We start from the raw sequence: 19,317 nt of genomic DNA on the forward strand, positions 1-19,317 counted from the left end.
GGGCGGGGCCCCGGCAGGCACCCGACAGGCACCCGACAGGCACCCGACAGGCACCCGACAGGCGGTGCGCACACCGCGTCCGCGCCACACCCGCACCGTGCCTGCGCCATGCCCGTATCACGCGCCGGAGCCCCAGCCGGACCGAGCCGGCAGAACGAGCCGGCGGGACGGCGGGGCTGTTGCGACGATGCCCGGGACGTGCGCTACTTGCCTGCATGCCACACCCCGCGCCCGCGTCACACCCCACCCAGCCGCGATCCGCCGCTCAGCCGCACCCCGCCCAGTCACATCCCACGGTGGAGGAACCGGCGGGACCGGGGCCGCTGCTGCACCCGTTCGCGCGTCCGGCGACGCCCGCGGGGTCGTTCCTGCGGATCGTCTCCGGCCAGGGCGCGTACGTCACGGACGACTCCGGCCGTCGCTACCTCGATGGGATGGCAGGCCTGTGGTACTGCGCGGTCGGACACGGCCGCGAGGAGATCATCCAGGCGATCGCGGCACAACTGCGGGAGCTGGACGCGTTCCACCTCTTCGAGCGGTTCACCAACGCCCCGGCCGAGGCGCTCGCCGAACGGCTCGCCGCGCTCGCGCCCATGCCACAGGCGCGGGTCTTCCTCACCAACGGCGGGTCCGAGGCGGTGGACAGCGCGGTGAAGATCGCCCGTCTCGCGCACGCCCTCGCGGGCCGACCGGAGCGGACGATCATCATCAGCCGCTCCCCGAGCTATCACGGCGTCACCTACGGCGGGATGACCCTGACCGGCCTACCGGCCAACCGGGAGGGATTCGGCCCCGGGGTCGGCGACGTTGTCCAGGTCGGCAAGGACGACCTGGACGCGGTGGGCGCGGTGCTGGCCGRCAACCACGGCCGGGTCGCCGCGGTGATCGCCGAGCCGGTGATCGGTGCCGGTGGCGTCCACCCGCCGCGGCCGGGCTACCTCACCGGACTGCGCGAGCTGTGCGACCGTCATGGCGCGTTCCTCATCCTCGACGAGGTGATCACCGGATTCGGGCGGCTGGGGAACTGGTTCGGCGCGGGCCACTTCGGCGTCCGGCCCGACATCGTCACGTTCGCCAAGGCCGTCACCAGCGGCTACCAGCCGCTCGGCGGGGTGCTCCTCGGCCCTGCCGTGCACGAGCCGCTGGGCCGTCCGGATGTGGTGCTGCGGCACGGCGGCACCTACGCGGGGCATCCGGCGGCGTGCGCGGCCGCGCTCGCCAACATCGGCCTGCTGGAGTCCGAGGGCCTGATCGACCGGGCGCCCGCGATAGGTGACCGCCTCGCGGCCGGGCTGCGCTCGGTGGCGCGGACGCACGGCCTCACCGACGTGCGCGGCCGCGGCGCCATGTGGGCGGTCGACCTGCCAGCCGGGGTGGACGCCACCGCGACCCGCGACCGCATGCTCGCCCACGGTGTCATCGTCCGTCCGATCGGCGCGTCGACCCTCGCCTTCTGCCCGCCGCTGGTCGTTGACCTCGCCGAGGTGGACACGCTGTCGGACGCGCTGCGGGCGGCCCTCGACGCCGGCCCCGGTCCCGGGGCCTGATCCGGCTCCGGCATCCGATCCGGGCCCGAAGCCCGCGTCGGCCCCGCGCCCGACAGGGCCCGCACCGGTGGCGGCTGCCGGGCGCGGGGCCGGCCATCAGGCCCTGATGGCCGGGGCCGTCAGGGCTGGTAGACGTCAGGGCTGGTAGACGGACTGGAACAGACTGTTCCACTCGACGGCCTCGAGCTGGGTCAGGACGCGGTAGCGCCGGAGCCGGGAAAGATCCGAGCGGACCGGGAAAACCAGCGGGCTGTCGGCGGTGGCGACCATCTGTGCCTGCGCGGGTCCGCTGGCGGCGCCCGCGTCCCGGATGATCTTATCCCGCGCGAACGGGACGGGGGTGATGTAGTTGATGCCTTCGGCGAGTTTCGCGGCGATGTCGGTCTGGTAGACGAAGTTCATGAAGGTGATGGCGTCCACCGGATGTGGCGCGGTGACCGGGATGCACATGCTGTCGGTCCACAGGATGCCGCCCTCGGCGGGAATCACGAAACGCAGGTCGGCGCCCTCGGAGTTGGCCTGGAAAATATCCCCGGACCAGGCCATGGACAGCCAGATGTCCCCCTTCTTGAGTGGCTCGATGTAATCCTGCTGGTAGTAGTCGCGGACGATACGGGCGTCCCGCTGCCGGCGCAGGAGCTCCGCGGCCTTCTGCCAGTCCGCCGGCGTCGAGGTCTCCGGTGTGATCCCCATGCCTACCAGGGTGAAGTTCGGCAGGTCCCGAGCGTCCCCGAACATCCCGACCCGGCCCGCGAAGGCCGGGTCGAACAGGTCACGGAAGCTGTTGATCTCCCGGCCGGTACGGTTGGGGTCGTAGGCGATCCCCGTGATCCCCGACTGCCAGGCGACCGTGAACCGGTTGTTCGGGTCGTAGGAGGGATTCACCACGCTCTCGTCCGCGTTGGCGAAAAAGGCCGGCAGCCGGCCCGCGTCCAGCGGCGCCAGGTGGTTGCGCCGGATAAGGTCGGCGAGCACCTGCCCATTGGGGATGACCATCAGGTCGTAGCCGGTCGGGCGGCTCGCCTCCAGCAACGGTCGGATCCCCGCGTAGAACGACTCGTCGTTCTCGATGGCCTCGCGGTAGGAGACCGTGATGCCGGTTGTGCTGGTGAAGACGTCGAGYGTCGGATGGCTGTTGGGCTGGCCCGGGGAGGTGTCGATGTACAGCGGCCAGTTCGCGAAGTCGAAATGACCGGCCGGTGTCCGGCCGGCCCAGTACTCGGCGATGCCGCGTGCCGGCAGCGGACTCGGTTCCGGGGGCAGCGGCGGCGGTGCGGGGTGCTCCTTGCTGCATGCCGCCAGCAGGGCGCCACCGCCGGCCAGCGCGCCGGACAGGCTCAGGCCGGCCAGGCCGAGGAACTCCCGCCGCCCGATCCCGCTCCGGCCCGCTACCGGCCGTCTGTGTGCCCCCCGGCGCGTGGATGTGCGTGGCATGGTCAGGCCGCGCAGCAGGGCGGGATGGCAGGGATCACAGCGGCCCCTGTCCGGCGTGTCGGCGGCGGAGCCTCCGGAGCTCGGCGTCATCTCGACCTCTCCAAAAATAGACGAAAAGTAGCGACACCACTGCTGATCGCTGATTACGATCGATGTCTCTCTCGCCTATATTCAACTGCGTGTCCGGATGACTACTTTTAGGACCACAATGTGGCCCCACGGTACGGACACCGCCAGCACGCCGCCAGCACGATGATCATGCTGTTCCCGCGGCCGCGGTCGGAAAACCGACGTCCAATCGGAGCAACCAGTACCAGTGGACGAGAGTCCAACATGTGCGACAGCCGGAACCAGTTCGGTTCGGGAGGAGTGGATGACCATGGCGCTGGTTCATCACGATCCACACGACGGGGTTCTGACCACCCGGATCGGTCAGGCAGAGATCACGGTCCGGCCCGAACCACCGGCCGCCGCGGGACAGGCTCCGGTGATCCTGCTACGTCTGGACGCCCCGATGCTCGACGCCCTCGCCGCCGCCTACCTCACGCCCGAAGAGGCCCGCCTGCTCGCCGAGGTGCTGCTGCGTTCGGCCGACCTGCTACGCCCCGCAAGCCCCTGGYGCACCCCCGGCACCTGAACCCACGGCACCTGGACCCACGGCACCGGCCCAGTGGAACGCGACGTGACGGAACAACAACCGTCCCGCCCTCGCCGCCGGACACGAAGACCGGCCGGCGTCCCGCCGCATTCCGACGGTATTCATCGAATCTCAACAGGCTGACGGCGATTTTACGCTGTCGATATCCGGACAGGCTCACCGCGGCACGATGACCTCGTATTCATCCGAGTCAGCGGATATACCGGATGAAAGCTTTTACGGCTGTGGGGAGCATCATGCGTGTGTCCGTGCCATCCGCTGTTCCCGTCACCCTGGTGGTCGCCGCGGCGCTCCTGCTGGTGGCGGGCTGCAACGGTAGCAGCAGCGGTAGCAGCCGCTCGTCCAGCGGGCGATCGTCGCATGTCTCGAAGTCGTCCGACAGCAATCGGACGGGAACTACGGGAACGCAGCGCTCCACGCCGCTGGCAACGGCGTCCGCCAGCGCCTCCCCGGCGCGGGATGGCGATGTCGACGGCGACGGCCGCACGGACTCGATCGCCCTTCCCGCCGCTGGCACGCTCCGCGTCCGCTACGCGACCGGCCACACCGACGAGGTTCCCTTCCAGGGCAACCCGGACCTGACGGTGCAGGGGGTACTCGGCTCGGTCGACGCGGACCGGGACGGGCACGCGGAGGTGTTCGTCCGGGTCGACCGGGGTGCGGGGCTGCAGGCGGCAACGGTCTTCCGATATGTCGGCTCCCGGCTGCGGCTGGTCACGCTCGACGGGCAGCAGGCGTCGCTGCCCTACGGCGCCTCGCTGCGGAACGCGGCGAAATGGGGATGCCGCCGCACACAGTCACCGGCCGCCGCGATCGAGATCTGGACGGGCACCAGCACCGACGGCAGGAGCTATCAGGGCCGCGCCACCTTCTACAACTTCTCCGACTCCCGCCTGATCACCCGCGGCCAGTCAACCCCGACCCCACCACCGCAGAACCTCACCTGCGGCTCGGTGAAATTCACCTGAAACCCCAGCCACACAGCTTCCACACCCCTGGCGCTCCGTGAAGGTGTCAGCAGCCTCGTTCTTGTATCTGAACCTGAGACGAACAGGTGAGATCTGACGGCATTCCGCTCTGTCCATGGTCGCCGCGGCGGCCTGAGGAGCCGCCGCTCGGCGGTTCCCCGCCGGTCCCGGGGCGGAGTCGGGGAGTCTGGCCGAACCTGCGACTGTGGCCTCCAGCCGGCCACGGTGGTCGGTGTGACCCACCGATGGGCGGCGCGTACGTCCTCGACGGCGTCGCCCCTGCGGACGACGGTGCTCACCAAACCGCCCGCAGATAATAGAAAATCCCGGAAGTCGTCTGACTTCCGGGATTTTCTTTGGTAGCGGGGACAGGATTTGAACCTGTGACCTCTGGGTTATGAGCCCAGCGAGCTACCGAGCTGCTCCACCCCGCGTCGGTGTGCCTTCACCATACAAGACGCGGGGTGGGGGGTGTCAAACGGACGTGATCGAGTCTTCCGATGGGCTGCCAGCCAGTCGCCCGCGGGCCCCGACGGCCGGGCCCGGCCACGCGATACGCGGAACCGGGCCCGGCCTCAGTGGGCCCGGCCTCAGCGGGGCCACACGGTCCTCCCGGGCTCCCGGCGGACGGCTACCCTCCCGGCGCCCCGGCCGGCGCCACGGTGGTCGGTGGCGCGGCCGGCGCGGCGTCGGGGGCGGCGGCCGGCGGCGGAGAAGGCGGCGGCTCGGGGCCTGCCGGCGGCGACGGTGGCGGTGGCGCCGCGGTCAGCCGTCCCAACCGGTCCAGGGCGTCCGCGAGATCCTTCTGCGCGTTGCCGTAGGCGGTGAAGTCGGGCGGGTCCTTGCGCAGCGCGTCCTGCCCGGCGGTGAAGGCACGGTCGGCGTCGGTGATCGCCTGCCGGATCTGCGGATCGTTCGTGCCGCCGCCCGGCGGGGGGCTCTCCGGTCCCGTACCACCTGTGCCGCCCGTACCGCCGCCGGGCGTGCTGTCGGGAGTCGTGCCGAAGACCTGGCTCAACGCCTCGCCCAGGGTCGGCGCGAAACCGATGTTCTCGCCGTAGACGGCCGCCACCCGTTGCAGGGTCGGATACACGGCGTTCTCCCGCGCCTGGACGTAGTACGGCTCGACGTAGAGCAGCCCGCCCGCCACCGGCAGGGTCAGCAGGTTCCCCTGAATGGTCCGGGAGCCCTGGCCTCGTAGCAGGTTGAGCTCCTGGGAGATCTTCGCGTTGGACTCGATGAGGTTCTGCACCTGGACCGGCCCGTTGATCGTGACGCCCTTCGGCAGTTGCAGGACCTGGAACTCGCCGTAACTGCCGGGATCGCTCGACACCGCCATGTAGGCGGCGAGTTTCGACGATGCCCGCGCCAGCAGCGGGGAGGTCAGGTTGAAGGTGGGCTGCGACTGCCCGACCAGCTGGCTGTAGACGTAGAACGGCGGCTGTGTCTGGTTCTGGTCGTCCGGGGCCGGTGAAACCGCCCAGAAGTCCTCCTGTGAGTAGAACTCACGCGGATCGGTCACATGGTAGGAGGCGAGAAGGTCCCGCTGCACCTTGAAGAGGTCCTCCGGGTAGCGGAGATGGCTCAGCAGGGACGCGGGAATGTCCTTCTTCGGCTTCACGCTGCCCGGGAACGCCTTCATCCAGGTCTTCAGGACGGGATCCGCCTCGTCCCAGGCGTAGAGCGCGACGGTCCCGTTGTAGGCGTCGACGGTGACCTTCACGGAGTTCCGGATGTAGTTGACCTCGTTCGCGGCCTGGTTGGCCCGGTTGGCCACCCGGGTGGTCACCGCGTCCGCGGTCACCGAGTCGAGGGTGCGGCGCTGGGCGTAGGGATATCCGTCGGTGGTCGTGTAGCCGTCGAGAATCCATGTCACCCGGCCGTCGATGACCGCCGGGTAGGGGTCGCCGTCCAGGGTCAGCCAGGGTGCGACCTTGCTCACCCGGTCCCGCGGGTTACGCACGTAGAGGATCCGGGAGCTGTCGGTGATGTCGCTCGACAGCAGGATGTTCTTCTCCTGGAAGCGCAACGCGAACAGGGCCCGCCGGAACGTCGAGCCGATCGAGACGCCGCCGCTGCCGTCGTAGCTGGTCGTCGCCTGGCTGCCCGCGGCGTCGCCCGGCCCGTCGATCTCGGCCTGCCGGGTGCCGACGATCGAGTAGTCCGGGGACATCTCGCCGAAGTAGACCCGGCTCTCCCGCACGTTCAGCGGGCCGGTCGGCGGCAGGTTCTGCTCGGTGAAGACCGGGCGCCCGGAGCTGTCGACGGTGTTCGCCGGCGCCGCGACGAACCCCTTGCCGTGGGTGTACGTCAGATGCAGGTTGATCCAGTTCCGCTGCTGCGGCGCGAGACCGCCCTGGTCGAGCTCACGGACGGAGACCACGTAATCCTGGGTGCCCTCACGCCCGTCGGAGCCGGCGATGGCGTAGCGGTCGATGTCGAGCGAGGCCGGGAACCCGTAGTAGCCGCGGATCTGCTGGAGCTGGTCGTAGGTCGCGGAGAGCACGTTCGGGTCCAGCAGGCGGGCGTTGGACAGCGTCGCCGAGTCCGCGCCGAGCTTGGTGGTGTCGGGTGTGGTGGACGCGTCGTAGGGCTGCGGTCTTATCTGGTCGATCCCGTACGCGGCGCGGGTGGCCGCGATGTTCCGGGCAATGTAGGGCGCCTCCCGGGAGGCCTCGTTCGGCCGGACCTGGAACTGCTGGACGATCGCCGGGTAGATACCTCCCACCACCAGGGCGGACAGCACCAGTATTCCGGCGGACAGCAGGGGCAGCGTCCATCCCCGCTGGAAGATGTTGTAGATGAACAACACCGCGCACAGCAGCGAGATGAACAGCAGGATGAGCTTCGCGGGAAGTACCGCGTGCGTGTCGGTGTAGGACGCTCCGTGCACCGCCCCGCGTGAGGAGAAGACCAACCCGAAGCGGTCGAGGTAGTAGGCCCATGCCTTCAGCAGGGCCAGCAGGCCCAGCAGGACGGAGATGTGCACCTTCGCCGCCGGCACCACCCGTTCACCCTGCGTCTGCAGCCGGATACCGCCGAACAGGTAGTGCGTCACCAGCGTCACCAGCAACGACAGCACCACGATGGTCAACAGAAAGCCGAGCAGGAAACGCTGGAACGGGTAGGTGAAGGCGTAGTAGCTGATGTCCCGGTGGAACTGGGCGTCCTGCTGTCCGAAGGACTCACCGTTGCGCCACAACAGCCAGGTCCGCCACCGGCCGGACGCCGAGACACCCGCTACGATGCCGAACAGGATCGACACGCCGAACAGGATCAGGACCGCGTACGGTTCGATGGCGGCCCGGTAGCGCTCGAGATTCTGCTGCTCGAGGGAGAGCGGGCGTACCGACGGCCGCAGCCGGTACGCGAGCAGCAGGTTGGCGCCCACCGCGACAGCCATCAGCGCGCCGAAGATGACGAACAACAGGATCCGCGTCGACAGGACGGTGTTGAAGACCTTGCCGAAGCCGACCGACCGGAAGAAGAGCAGGTCGGTGTAGACCCGGGTGAAGACGCCGAGCAGAACGACCAGAACGATGAGCACGACCAGAGTGGGGATGAGGATGCGGGTACGCGCCACCAGTGGCCTGCGGGCTGCTGCCACTCGCTTCTCCTTGTGTCGGGGGCACACGACCGGGTTGTCCACCTGGAAGGCAACCTACGCCAGTGCCCGACTGGCACCATCGGAGAGGATGGGCTAGTGAGCAGCCCCGACATCAGTGAGTTGACCTCCGTTGTGCTGGAGGTCGAGCGGCACGTGGCCGATCTGGGCTGGGACCAGCCCAGTCAGGTGTACGCGCTGGCGGACACGTCTGACCTCATCGCCCGTGAGCCGGCCCTGGCCGCGCACGTCGGCCAGATCGTCCCTGGCTCGCTCACCCCGGTCGAGCAGGAGCCCCTGCCCGTCGGGCGCCTCGACGAGGTACTGGCCGGCATCGGCTGGCCGCCGGAGGTTCTCGGCTGCGTCCTGGTCACCGAACTCGTCGTGCTGCCCCCGAGCGCCGAGCAGGAAGCCCCCTACGAGGAGGCGGACATCGAACTCTGGGCGGCCAGCCATCCCGAACGCCAGGACGTGCGGCTCGCGGTCGGAGTGACCCGCGACGGGCAGCACGCGTCCTGCCTGCGGGTGCGTGGGGACGAGGAACTGGTGGTCGACCCGGATCTCGCCGACGGCCTCGTGGACGGCCTGCTCGCAACCTTTCACTGACCGCACCGGCCGCCCGTTTCCCGACCGGGGCGGGCCTGCCGGCCGGTGCGTCCGTCGGGTGGCCGGCAACCGGCCACTCGGGACGGTTGTTCTCAGGCGGGTGGGGCTTCTCAGACGGATGGGATGTTGTTCAGCAGGTGGGGACGTTCGCCTGCGGGTTGTCGGCTAGGGCGTGCAGGTCGCCGATGGCGTCCTTCAACGTTTCGACCCGGATGAGCCGGAGGCCGTCCGGCGCGGACTCCCGGGCGTCCGCGCAGTTCCCGGCCGGGACGAGGAAGGCCACCGCACCGGACCGGCGGGCGCCGAGGAGCTTCTGCTGGATGCCCCCGATCGGCCCGACCGTGCCGGCGGCGTCGATGGTGCCGGTGCCCGCGATCGTCTGGCCGCCGGTGAGCTGTTCGGGCCCGAGAAGGTCGACTATGCCGAGAGCGAACATCAGCCCGGCGCTCGGTCCGCCCACGTCCTTGAGCCTGATCGTCACCGTGAACGGGTAGCTGCGCTTCTCGGTGGTGATGATCCCGATGACCGGTCGGCCCTGGTCGTCCGGCGCGGGCACCGTTGTGATGTCGGCCCGCGCGGGCTCGCCGCCGTCCCGGACGTAGGAGATGGTCACCGGCTGCCCGGGGCGGACCCGCGCTATCTCGTCCCGCAACTGCCCCTGGGTGGTGACAGCGGTGCCGTTGACGGACACGATCGCATCGCCCGGCAGCAGCTTGCCCTCGGCGGGCGAGCGCTCACCGAGCCGGTAGACGACCACGGACGTCCCGGTCGCGGCGACACCGAGCTCACCGAGAGCCGCGGCGGTCGCCTGGTCCTGCGAGTCGATCATTGCCGCGGTGTTCTCCTGGCGGATCTGCTCGTCACTGGTGCCCGGCGGCTGGACCAGTTCCCGGGGCACCACGGCCTGGTCGCTGTTGAGCCAGCCGCGGACCGCGCCGAGGACGTTGAGCCGGGGAATCTCCTCGACCGTCGTCAGCTCAAGCCGCCCCGAGGTCGGGTAGGTCTGCCGGCCCTCTATCTCGATCAGCGGCTTGCCGTCGGGACGTCCGAGCGTGTCGGTGACCGGCCCAGGCGAGAGCAGCACGAACGGCACCGGCAGCCACAGCCCAATGACCACGAGCAGTAACGACAACGTGGACGCAACAACGAGTGTCTGGATACGCCGCGTCATGTTCGCAGTCTAGCGGGTTGACAAAAAGTCGATCATGAATGTGGCGCAGGCGCTCGCGGGCCCGCAACGACCCGGCCACGCGAGCGGATCCAGCACGGACGGGCGGCTACGGCGCGTCCGGCGACCGCGGGTCCGGTGGGCGGCCGCCGGCTCGGAACGTCCCGTTCCGATCATGACTGGACGGGTCACGGGACGAGTGCAGCGGCCGCGCCAGAGCGGCCATGCTGCGCCGGTAGCCCTCAACGGTGATCAGTGCTTCGGGCCGGCGTTCCGGGCGCGAACGCAGGGCGAACCAGACAAGGGTGACCAGGACGGCGACAGGCGGAATAAGCAGGAACCACATGGCGGCCTCAGCGTCGAGACGGGGAAGGGAGGCGACCTTCATGGTAGAGGCAGGTTCAGCAGGCGCCCACCCACTCCGACGAACCATCCGTAAAGACCTGCCGCTTCCAGATCGGCACCTGGGCCTTGACCTCGTCGATCAGGTGACGACAGGCCGCGAACGCCTCGTCACGGTGCACGGCGCCCACCGCGACGACAACGGCGATGTCACCGATACCGAGCAGACCGGTGCGATGGGTGACAGCAACGGCCAGCACCGGGTGGGCGGCAGCCACGMCGGCCGCCACCCGTGCGATCTCGGCTCCGGCACGCGGGTGGGCGGTGTACTCCAGTTCGGCGACCGCACGCCCATGGTCGTGGTCGCGTACCGTGCCCACGAAGAGCGCGACCGCCCCCACTCCGGGCCCGCGGACGGCACGCAGGCACTCGTCGACCGACAGTTCCTCCGCCCGTATCGACCCGAGGACGACCCGTCCCACGCTCGGCCGGCCAGCCGCGTCGCGGACACCGCGGCGCAAGCCGGATCCAGCCTGGATATCAATGTCGCTCATGTGCCCGACCGTAACCCGACCGCAGAGCACTCACCCGGACGGTGCCGGCCTCGAGCTGCCGCGGACGTCGCCGGGGATGTCCCGGTACCGACACCCGACGGGTGTGGAGACGGAGCTCACCGACGGCCGGGGCAGCCGCCAGCCGAAACGCGACAGTTGGGACGTGACAGCCGGAACACGACAGTTGGGACGACGGTGGGATCCAGCGGCGGCCGGCGGACGGGTTGTCCGGCTCGTGGCTTTCACCGGCGCTCATGGGCCGCCCCGTCGATAATCCCGGTGACGTCGTTTCGGCATCGCCAGGAAAACGCACTACCGTTGGTGCATGTCCGGATCCAGGGTCCATGAACCGCAGCGCACCTCCTCCCGGCGGGGACGGCGGCGATGAGCGGCGRCTTCCCCTTCGGCTTCACTCCGGGCGGTTCGTCCTCGGGCGGCTCGGGTGGCGGCTCCGGCATGCCGTTCGGCACCGGAGCCCCGTTCTTCGCCGAACTCGAACGCCTGCTGTCCTGGCACGACGGACCGGTCAACTGGGAGCTCGCGCGCCAGGTCGCGGTACGCACCCTCGGTGATGGCGACCGGGCCGTCACCGATGCCGACGTCGAGGCCGTCCGGCAGGCCGTCCGGCTCGCCGACGTCTGGCTCGACCCCGTGACGACCCTGCCTGCCGGGGCCACGGCCGCCGAGGGGTGGACGCGGGGCAGATGGATCGAGGTGACGCTGCCCGTCTGGCGGACGCTGTGCGATCCGGTGGCCGCCCGGGTCGCCGAGGCCATGCGCGGCGGTATCTCCGGCGGGCTCGCGCAGATAGGCGATCTCGGTGCCGGGCTGCCACCGGAGCTCGCCGCGCAGCTCCCGCCCGGTCTTGACCTGGGCCAGCTCGCGTCCGCGGGCGGCCCGATCATCCAGATGATCAACAGAATCGGCGGGATGCTGTTCGGCGCCCAGGTCGGCGAGGCGATGGGCCTGCTGGCCAGCGAGGTGGTCTCCGCCACCGACGTCGGGCTGCCGCTGGGCCCGGCCCGCACGGCCGCGCTCGTACCGGCCAACGTCGAGGCGTTCGGCACCGGCCTGGAGGTCGACCCCACCGAGGTCCGGATCTACCTGGCGTTGCGCGAAGCCGCGTCCCAGCGTCTGTACGCCCACGTCCCGTGGCTGCGCGGGCACGTCCTCGGCACAGTCGAGGAGTACGCGCGGGGTATCACCGTCGACCCGAACGCGGTCTCGCGGGCGATGACGATGCTCGACCCGTCCAGGCTGATGGATCCGTCCCGGCTGATGGACCCGGCGAGTTTCGCCGAAGCGCTCGGTGGTGACGTCTTCGACGACGCGACCACGCCCGAGCAGACCGCGGCGCTGGCCCGCCTCGAGATGATCCTCGCGCTGATCGAGGGGTGGGTGGAGACGGTCACCGACGCCGCCGCGGCGAAGAACCTGCCGGCGGCGTCCAGGCTGCGCGAGATGGTGCGCCGGCGACGGGCCGAGGGCGGGCCGGCCGAACAGACCTTCGCCACGCTCGTCGGCCTCAACCTGCGTCCCCGCAAGCTGCGCGAGGCAGCCGCGCTGTGGGCCGCCGTGGGCGAGGCCAGAGGGATCGACGGGCGGGACGCGCTGTGGGCCCATCCCGACCTGCTCCCGGACGCCGACGATCTCGCCGACCCGCAGCGGTTCGCCACCAGCGATACCGCCAGCACTCTGGGTGACCCCATCTCAGAGCTCGAGCGGCTCCGGGACACCCCGCCGCCAAAGTCACCGGGTGAGCCGCCGGACGAGCCGCCCGGGCCAGGAGGCACACACGACCCGGATCCGCCCGATGGTCCGCGCGGCGGTCGTTGACCGTAACCACCATGCGGCCATAGCTTGACGGGCACGAAACCCCCGGTCATCGGAGAACCCTCCAGAAGGGGAAGCTGGAGAGTTCAACCGCATGCCGGGGGTTTCTCCCCATCCGACGTATGTGTCGTCGCTACCCACCGCGACGCACCGGCCGGTCGGGCAGGGACGCGCGGGCCGGCCGGGCAAGCCGGCCGCGGCACGGCTGCCGGCGCCAGCCCCGCGACCGCCCAGCGTCAGCTGGCGGCGACCACCGGCGCGAACGAAGGCGGCCGCCGGTCCAGCTGTGCCTGGATCCCCTCGGCGGCCTCACCGTTGGCCATGGTCGTGGCCTGGGCGAGCGCCTCCCACTGCAGCACCTGCTCGATGTCGTCCTCACCCCGCAGCGCGACCTTGGCCAGCCGGGTCGCGACCGGGGCCGCCGCAACGATCCGCAGCGCGGTCTCCAACGCGGTGGCGACCAGGTCGACGGCCGGCACCACCGCGTTGACCAGACCGATGTCCACGGCCTCCCGCGCGTCGACGGCCCGCCCGGTGAAGATCAGTTCGCGGGCCCGCAGCACCCCCACGGCCTCCGGCAGCAGCCGGGTGGCGGCCATCCCCGGATGCATCCCCAGCCGGGTGAAGGGAGCGGAGAAGGTTGCTCCCTCGGCCGCGAACCGCAGGTCACAGGCAAGCGCCAGGCACAGGCCGGCGCCCACCGCGGCGCCGTTCACCGCGGCGATCGTGGGCACCTCCAGCGATCTGATCTTCAGCCAGGTTCGGTAGAAGGGGAGCATCTTCGCCCGCAGCCGGTCCGCGCCGGAGTCGACGTTGCGCCTCGGGTCGATCCAGTCGAGGTCGCCGCCCGCGCAGAACGCGCGCCCCTGCCCTGTGACGATGACGGCCCGCACATCAGGATCGGCACCGATCTCGTCCAGCACCGCCGACCATGCCGCGGTCAACGCCACGGTCATCGCGTTGCGCCGTTCGGGCAGGGCCAACGTCAGCAGGACCACGCCGTCGGCGGGACGTTCGACCAGCAGCGGTTCGGACACAATCGACTCCTGAAGGCCCACGTTGTCTGATTGATGTTGCCTGGTTGATATGGGCGAAGGCGGCGCGGTCGTGTTTTTCCCGCCCCGTCAGCGGCCCTCCCGAGCGTAGAGCCTCCCGGCTTCCGGTGCTGTCGGACATGACCGGACACGCACCGCTTCCACCATGGCCCATCATCGGCCCACCACTTTCCCATCACCGACTCCACCACTGGGCCACCATCGGCTCCGCCGCCAGCTCCGCTACTGCCGCGGGAGCAGGCGGCGAACACGGCAACCACTGTGGGACAACGGAAAACCAGCCGCGGCCCCGGCCAGGGGGTGGCGCGCGGCGGGATTCCCGGCCTGAGGAGGATGGCTCCCGGCCGGCTGTTGGTGCCGGCTTTCTTCGTTGCGCTTCGTTACGAACCCGCGGCCCGTCAGYGGGCGCCGGTGAGAGGGAGAACGAGTGGCRGAGACGTACGAGGGCTACTGCGTCAAATGCAAGGACAAACGGCATTACCAGGGTGAGGTCCGGGTGAGCGAGTCCGGGCGCCGGATGGCGCGGGGCACCTGCCCGGTCTGCGGAACCACGATCAACAGAATCCTCGGCAAGGCGCCAGCCTCATAGTTCCCCGACAGTCCCCCGAGGGATGGTCCGTCCCCAGGCTCTGATCCCCAGGCCGGGCGGATCCCCCGAGGCCGCCGAGCGCACGGCGGATCATCGCGCGCTCGGCGGCTGTACGGCCCTCCCGCGGCCATGGCTCCCGACGCCGCCGTCTGCGAGAACCGTCTTGGCACGCGCACGGGTGGCCGCTCGCCCGGATGAGCACGCGGCCCGGCAGCCAATAGCCGACTCTCCGGGCGGCCGCGCACAGGCGCTGCCCATCCAGGTGGRCAGCGTCAGCACCAACCGTCTCGGCGCGTCACTCGGCAACGCCACATGGTGACAGGCGGGCCTCTGCGGCGACCGCGGCCTGGCAGGGACTTGTCCACAACCACCGGCGCACCCTCCTCGGCGCCGGTTGCATATCCACAGAAAAACGGACATATATTCACAGCGGGGAACAGCATGAGACCATATGATCACGATCCGGTCACCTGCTGTCGGGGAGGACGCCGATGCGCCCCATGCTCAAACCCGGCCTGCGCCGGCTCTGGCGGGACGGATCCACCCTCCAGATCGGTGTCGACCCGGCGCGGGCGATCGTCCTCGGCGGGCTGACAGCGCGGGACGCCTCCGTGCTCGACCTGCTGGACGGTACCCGCTCCCGTGAGCAGGTCCTCAGTTCGCTGGACGCCACCCGGGCGGAGCTCGTCCTCCTGCTGGAGCGGACGGGCCTGCTGGCGGACGCCGGCCCGGCCGGTCAGTCCTCACCACCCGTGCTGGACCAGGAGCGCCTCCAGCCGGACCTGGCCGCGATGGCCCTGGGCTCGGCCGACCCGAGGCATGCCCGGCGAGCGATGGCGGCCCGCGGCCGGGCCCGGATCCAGGTCCGCGGAGCGGGCCGGATCGGCGCTCAGGTGGCGGCCCTGCTGGCCGCCGCCGGGGTCGGGCAGGTGGTCGTCGACGACACCGGTACGACCAGGGCGGCCGATGTCGCGCCGGGCGGAGCCCGTCTCGACGACGTCGGGCGGCCCCGTTCGGTCGCCGCCACCGCGGCGATCGCGCGGGTGACACGCCCGCACACGTCACGCCAGTGCCGGCATCCAGCGCCGTTTCGCCCCGATCTGGTCGTCGTCACACCGGCCGGCATACCGGTCGTCCACCCGCAGGAGGCGCTTGAGCTGGAACGCTCCGGCATCCCGCATCTGCTTGCCGGCGTTCGTGAGACCACCGCGGTGATCGGACCGCTCGTCCTGCCCGGAGTGACCTCGTGTCTGCACTGCCAGCATCTGCTTCGCCACGCGATGGAACCGTCCTGGCCGCTGCTGGCCCTGCAGATGTCCCGCCGTCCGGACACCGGGATCGATGCCTGCGACGTGGCGCTGGCCACCGTCGCCGCCGGGCTCACCGCCATGCAGGCGCTCACCCTTGTCGACCACAGCGACCGTGGCATCGCCCGCCCCGGTCAGGCCCAGGTGTCGGAGCAGCCGTGTCGACCGACGGTCGACGAGTTGCCGACCATCGACGGGACGCTGGAGATAACAATCTCCGATCTTCGACTCAGACGCCGATCGTGGTCGATCCACCCCTCGTGCCCCTGCCRCAGCGCCCGGCGGATGGCAGCCGCGAGCACCGGGGCAGCCGGCGGCTGGCCGGTGGACGAGGATGCGGTGGGCGGGGATCCAGACGAGGCCGACACCCTCGAGCGGACGCAACGAGCATCGTGACCAGAGACGAGCATCGCGACCAAACGAGCGTCGTGACCAGGCGGAGCGGGGTCCCGCCACCGGTCCGCCATCAGCCAGGCCAACCACCTCGACTACAGAGAGTAGTATTAAAATTCCAAGCGGCGTTCCCTCCTGTCTCCCGCCCGCAGAACAGGCACGATGGAGTTGTGTCCGAAATCCCAAAACGCGCGGTCGTCCGCACCGCCAAGCTGGCAAGCCTCCCTCTCGGCTTCGCCGGGCGGGCCACGATCGGCGCGGGTAAGCGACTCGGCGGGCGCCCCGCCGAGATCGTCGCCACGGAGCTGCAGCAGCGGACCGCCGCCCAGGTTTTCCGCGTCCTCGGGGAGCTCAAGGGCGGCGCGATGAAGCTCGGGCAGGCGCTGTCGGTCTTCGAGGCGGCACTGCCCGAGGAGATCGCCCGGCCCTACCGGGCGGCGCTGACCAAGCTCCAGGACACCGCGCCCGCCCTGCCCGCGGCTTCGGTCCACCGGGTGCTCGCCTGCGACTTCGGCACGGACTGGCAGACGAACTTCCGCAGCTTCGACGACGCGCCGGCCGCCGCCGCCAGCATCGGCCAGGTACACCGCGCCGTGTGGGCGGACGGCCGAGATGTCGCCGTCAAGATCCAGTATCCGGGCATCGGCCCGGCGCTGCTCAGCGACCTCACCCAGCTCGGGCGCGCGGCTCGGYTGTTCAGCGCCATCGCCCCCGGTCTGGACATCAAGCCGCTGGTCGCCGAGCTGAAGGAGCGCATCCTCGAGGAGCTCRACTACCGCCTGGAGGCGGCCTGGCAGACGGCCTTCGCCGAAGCGTTCGACCACGACCCCGACATCCACGTGCCCAGCGCCGTCGCCGCGACCGACCATGTGCTGGTCACAGAGTGGATCGACGGCAAACCCCTGTCAACGATCATAAACAGTGGCACGGACACCGAACGTGACCGGGCCGGGCTGCTGCTCGTGCGTTTCCTGTACTCATGCCCGGCGCGGGCCGGGCTGCTGCACTCCGACCCGCATCCCGGCAACTTCCGGCTGCTGCCGGACGGCCGTCTGGGCGTGTTGGACTTCGGCGCGGTCAACCGCCTCCCGGACGGGCTGCCCGAACCCGTCGGCCGGCTCAGCCGGCTGGCGCTGGACGGCAACGGGGATGCGGTCCTGGCGGGCCTGCGGGCGGAGCGGTTCATCCTGCCGACGGTGAAGATGAAACCGGCGGACCTCCTTGACTACCTGGTACCGCTCCTCGAGCCCGTCGCCACCGAGACGTTCCGTTTCTCCCGCGACTGGCTGCGAGGCGAGGCCATCCGGCTGGGCGACCCCCGCTCCCCCGCGGCCCAGCTCGGCCGCCTGCTCAACCTGCCCCCTTCCTATCTGTTGATGCACCGCGTCACCCTGGGCGCGATCGGCATCCTCTGCCAGCTCGGCAGCGCGGGGGCGTTCCGCGCCGAGATGGAGTACTGGCAGCCCGGCTTCGCCCAACCCGGATCGGCGGCGGCCGAGCACGCGGCCCGGGCGAACCGGCCCGGCCGCAAGCTGCCGGAGCTCGCCGTCGAAATGAGCGCCGGCATGATCCGGCCGCTGGCGTCGGCCTCCTCGCAGGGCCTGTTCGTCCCGCCGCGGCTACCGGACACCCGGGTAGTGATACCACCGCCCTCGACGGCGGCCGACGACCGCGACGCCACCGACAGCCACGGCACCGGCGACGGCCACGGCACCACCGACAGCCGCGATACCAGCGACGGCCACGGCAGCGACGGCAGGGCCGGGCTTGACCACGACGGCGACAGGGCCGCTGATCCGCCCCGGCGTGCGGCGGCGCGGCAGGGACGCCGCCCCGCCGCACAGCGGTCGTCCTCGGCCGATGACCTGGCCGGCGGCCCGGCTGACGGCCCGGCCCGCGCGCCCGCCCCGCGCACGCCGCCCTCCGACGCCGACGCCCCGCCCAGGCAGCCGAAACGGGCCAGGCAGCCGAAGCAGCCGAAGGTCCCAGCTCCGCCCAGGCCCCGCGGCGCCACCGACGAGCAGACCGTCTCCGCCGCGGCAGTCCCCGACAACACCCCGCCCGACAACGCCGCCCACTCCGTCACCCACACCACGGCCACCCACACCCCGCCCGCAGCTGCCCCCGACAGCACCTGAGCCGCCCGGGGCAGCCCCGCGGAACCCACCCGCCGCCAGCCAGAGCACGCGGTCAGCCAGGCAGATGGGCGTAGACGACCTCGTTGTCAGGGCCGATGCCCAGCCAGCCCGCCGCGGCGGCGAAACGCTCGGCGTCGGGCAACGTGAACGGCAGTTCCGCGTCAGGATCCGACAGCTCACCGGCAAGATCGGCGAAGGCCGCCACGTGAGTGCCCCGACGCCTGGGGGCCGTCGGCGGTGGCGAGCTGGTCGAGGAGAGTCCGCCATCCTGGCTCGCGTAGCAGGACCGCCACGATGGCGGGGCTGTGGACGATCACACGCCTTCCGGGCCGTAGCCGAGAATCCGCTCCCGTTCGGCCTTGGTTGGCGCGTGCCCGAGCGCGCCCTGGGGGATCTGGGGCCATGCCTCGTCCGTGAGGAAGCGCAACAGCCGCATGCCGTGGCCCGTCGTTGCCCGCGCGGCGGTGAGCCTTGCCAACCGTTCCCTCAGCGCCACACTGATCGCCCGGGTCCTGGTCTCGCCGGCCAGCGCCGCGACATCGGTGGCCAGCTGTTCGGTCTCTGAATCCTCGATGTTCAGAGCCATGGTGTATTTCTACCATCACTGAATGATTACGGTCCGGGCCGATGGCCGAGCTCGGCGAGCACCGGCGCCGGCCCCGGCCATCGACCGTCAGACGGCAACCGGGACGGGTCGCCGAGCCCGCGGAACCGTTCCGCGACGCGTGCTGCCGGCCCGGTCCACGGTCAGCCTCACTCACCAGCCAGGCCCGCTTTGTGTGACCCGACCCGGATGGCCCACCAGCGACGGGAGCGCCCATGGTCACCGTCTGAGAAGTCTCCTGATCCATCCCGGGCGTTCCGCGGCACCGGTGGCAGCGGCCAGGTTGTCCCTGATCGTGRCGACCAGCGGATGCCCAGGACCGAGAACCCGCAGACTGTCGGCAAGCGCCTGCTCGTACAGGCCGATCGCTTCCTCCACTCGCCCCACCGTCCGGTAGGCGTAGGCGAGGTTGTGGCGGGAGGTCAGGGTGGCGGGGTGGTCGGGGCCGAGGACGCGCAGCCGGTCGGTGAGGGTCTGCTCGTACAGGCCGATGGCCTCCGCCACCCGCCCCACCGTC

The 19,317-nt window shown here is 70.7% G+C and carries 17 protein-coding genes and 1 tRNA gene; 8 read left to right on the forward strand and 10 right to left on the reverse strand.

What is annotated here, in order from left to right; all coding sequences use genetic code 11:
- The first annotated feature begins 296 nt into the window (after positions 1–296).
- Complete coding sequence (locus tag BL254_RS00315; protein ID WP_254857646.1) at positions 297–1,547, forward strand: aspartate aminotransferase family protein; 1,251 nt, start codon at positions 297–299, stop codon at positions 1,545–1,547.
- A 135-nt stretch (positions 1,548–1,682) separates the two neighbouring features.
- Here BL254_RS00315 and BL254_RS00320 read toward each other — a convergent pair whose 3' ends face one another.
- Positions 1,683–3,071, reverse strand: coding sequence for a spermidine/putrescine ABC transporter substrate-binding protein (locus BL254_RS00320; protein ID WP_047222708.1), 1,389 nt, complete (start codon positions 3,069–3,071; stop codon positions 1,683–1,685).
- A 289-nt stretch (positions 3,072–3,360) separates the two neighbouring features.
- Between BL254_RS00320 and BL254_RS00325 the strand changes: the two genes are divergently transcribed.
- Positions 3,361–3,618, forward strand: coding sequence for a hypothetical protein (locus tag BL254_RS00325; protein ID WP_076842195.1), 258 nt, complete (start codon positions 3,361–3,363; stop codon positions 3,616–3,618).
- Positions 3,619–3,875: 257 nt separating this feature from the next.
- Positions 3,876–4,607, forward strand: a complete 732-nt coding sequence (locus tag BL254_RS00330; RefSeq protein WP_139342101.1) for a hypothetical protein — start codon at positions 3,876–3,878, stop codon at positions 4,605–4,607.
- Between the two features lie 357 nt (positions 4,608–4,964).
- Here the strand turns inward: BL254_RS00330 and BL254_RS00335 are convergent.
- Positions 4,965–5,041 (reverse strand) — tRNA-Met (locus BL254_RS00335).
- 197 nt (positions 5,042–5,238) lie between these two features.
- Positions 5,239–8,214, reverse strand: coding sequence for a UPF0182 family protein (locus BL254_RS00340; RefSeq protein ID WP_047222709.1), 2,976 nt, complete (start codon positions 8,212–8,214; stop codon positions 5,239–5,241).
- A gap of 96 nt (positions 8,215–8,310) precedes the next feature.
- Between BL254_RS00340 and BL254_RS00345 the strand changes: the two genes are divergently transcribed.
- Positions 8,311–8,817, forward strand: a complete 507-nt coding sequence (locus BL254_RS00345; protein WP_047222710.1) for a PPA1309 family protein — start codon at positions 8,311–8,313, stop codon at positions 8,815–8,817.
- A 130-nt stretch (positions 8,818–8,947) separates the two neighbouring features.
- On the opposite strand, the gene BL254_RS00350 is transcribed toward BL254_RS00345, so the two are convergent.
- The 3 genes from BL254_RS00350 to BL254_RS00360 all read right to left on the reverse strand — a co-directional run bounded on the left by BL254_RS00350 (position 8,948) and on the right by BL254_RS00360 (position 10,881).
- On the reverse strand, positions 8,948–9,988 hold the full coding sequence (locus BL254_RS00350; protein ID WP_047222711.1) for a PDZ domain-containing protein: 1,041 nt from the start codon (positions 9,986–9,988) through the stop codon (positions 8,948–8,950).
- A 106-nt stretch (positions 9,989–10,094) separates the two neighbouring features.
- Positions 10,095–10,373 carry a hypothetical protein gene (locus tag BL254_RS00355; RefSeq protein ID WP_086055349.1) on the reverse strand — a complete coding sequence of 93 codons (279 nt, stop codon included), beginning with the start codon at positions 10,371–10,373 and terminating at the stop codon, positions 10,095–10,097.
- 13 nt (positions 10,374–10,386) lie between these two features.
- On the reverse strand, positions 10,387–10,881 hold the full coding sequence (locus BL254_RS00360) for a molybdenum cofactor biosynthesis protein MoaE (RefSeq protein WP_254857648.1): 495 nt from the start codon (positions 10,879–10,881) through the stop codon (positions 10,387–10,389).
- A gap of 384 nt (positions 10,882–11,265) precedes the next feature.
- Between BL254_RS00360 and BL254_RS00365 the strand changes: the two genes are divergently transcribed.
- Positions 11,266–12,717, forward strand: coding sequence for a zinc-dependent metalloprotease (locus tag BL254_RS00365; RefSeq protein ID WP_076842188.1), 1,452 nt, complete (start codon positions 11,266–11,268; stop codon positions 12,715–12,717).
- A 233-nt stretch (positions 12,718–12,950) separates the two neighbouring features.
- Here the strand turns inward: BL254_RS00365 and BL254_RS00370 are convergent, their stop codons facing one another.
- On the reverse strand, positions 12,951–13,751 hold the full coding sequence (locus BL254_RS00370) for an enoyl-CoA hydratase/isomerase family protein (protein WP_076842197.1): 801 nt from the start codon (positions 13,749–13,751) through the stop codon (positions 12,951–12,953).
- Between the two features lie 445 nt (positions 13,752–14,196).
- Here BL254_RS00370 and BL254_RS28910 point away from each other — a divergent pair, with 445 nt between their 5' ends.
- From BL254_RS28910 to BL254_RS00380, 3 genes are all read left to right on the forward strand, one after another.
- The gene (locus tag BL254_RS28910; protein ID WP_013872414.1) at positions 14,197–14,358 is read left to right on the forward strand and encodes a DUF5679 domain-containing protein; all 162 of its coding nucleotides are present in this window, start codon (positions 14,197–14,199) and stop codon (positions 14,356–14,358) included.
- A gap of 491 nt (positions 14,359–14,849) precedes the next feature.
- A complete protein-coding gene (locus BL254_RS00375) occupies positions 14,850–16,061 on the forward strand; it encodes a ThiF family adenylyltransferase (protein WP_076842189.1) in 1,212 nt (403 codons plus the stop codon).
- A 167-nt stretch (positions 16,062–16,228) separates the two neighbouring features.
- A complete protein-coding gene (locus BL254_RS00380; RefSeq protein ID WP_076842190.1) occupies positions 16,229–18,196 on the forward strand; it encodes an AarF/ABC1/UbiB kinase family protein in 1,968 nt (655 codons plus the stop codon).
- A gap of 52 nt (positions 18,197–18,248) precedes the next feature.
- Here BL254_RS00380 and BL254_RS26685 read toward each other — a convergent pair whose 3' ends face one another.
- From BL254_RS26685 to BL254_RS00390, 3 genes are all read right to left on the reverse strand, one after another.
- Positions 18,249–18,401 (reverse strand): hypothetical protein, encoded by a 153-nt coding sequence (locus BL254_RS26685; protein ID WP_157180593.1) that lies wholly within the window; start codon positions 18,399–18,401, stop codon positions 18,249–18,251.
- A 108-nt stretch (positions 18,402–18,509) separates the two neighbouring features.
- Positions 18,510–18,782 carry a type II toxin-antitoxin system VapB family antitoxin gene (locus BL254_RS00385; RefSeq protein ID WP_047224566.1) on the reverse strand — a complete coding sequence of 91 codons (273 nt, stop codon included), beginning with the start codon at positions 18,780–18,782 and terminating at the stop codon, positions 18,510–18,512.
- 237 nt (positions 18,783–19,019) lie between these two features.
- The coding region (locus BL254_RS00390; RefSeq protein WP_139342102.1) for a tetratricopeptide repeat protein at positions 19,020–19,317 on the reverse strand (298 nt) is incomplete at its 5' end.

Source organism: Protofrankia sp. BMG5.30, from assembly GCF_001983005.1.
GTDB classification, from domain to species: domain Bacteria; phylum Actinomycetota; class Actinomycetes; order Frankiales; family Frankiaceae; genus Protofrankia; species Protofrankia coriariae.

Coding starts and splice junctions, on each gene's coding strand:
- BL254_RS00330 (WP_139342101.1), top strand. CDS start 3,876: ATGCGTGTGTCCGTGCCATCCGCTGTTCCCGTCACCCTGGTGGTCGCC.
- BL254_RS00385 (WP_047224566.1), bottom strand. CDS start 18,782: ATGGCTCTGAACATCGAGGATTCAGAGACCGAACAGCTGGCCACCGAT.
- BL254_RS00355 (WP_086055349.1), bottom strand. CDS start 10,373: ATGAAGGTCGCCTCCCTTCCCCGTCTCGACGCTGAGGCCGCCATGTGG.
- BL254_RS00350 (WP_047222711.1), bottom strand. CDS start 9,988: ATGACGCGGCGTATCCAGACACTCGTTGTTGCGTCCACGTTGTCGTTA.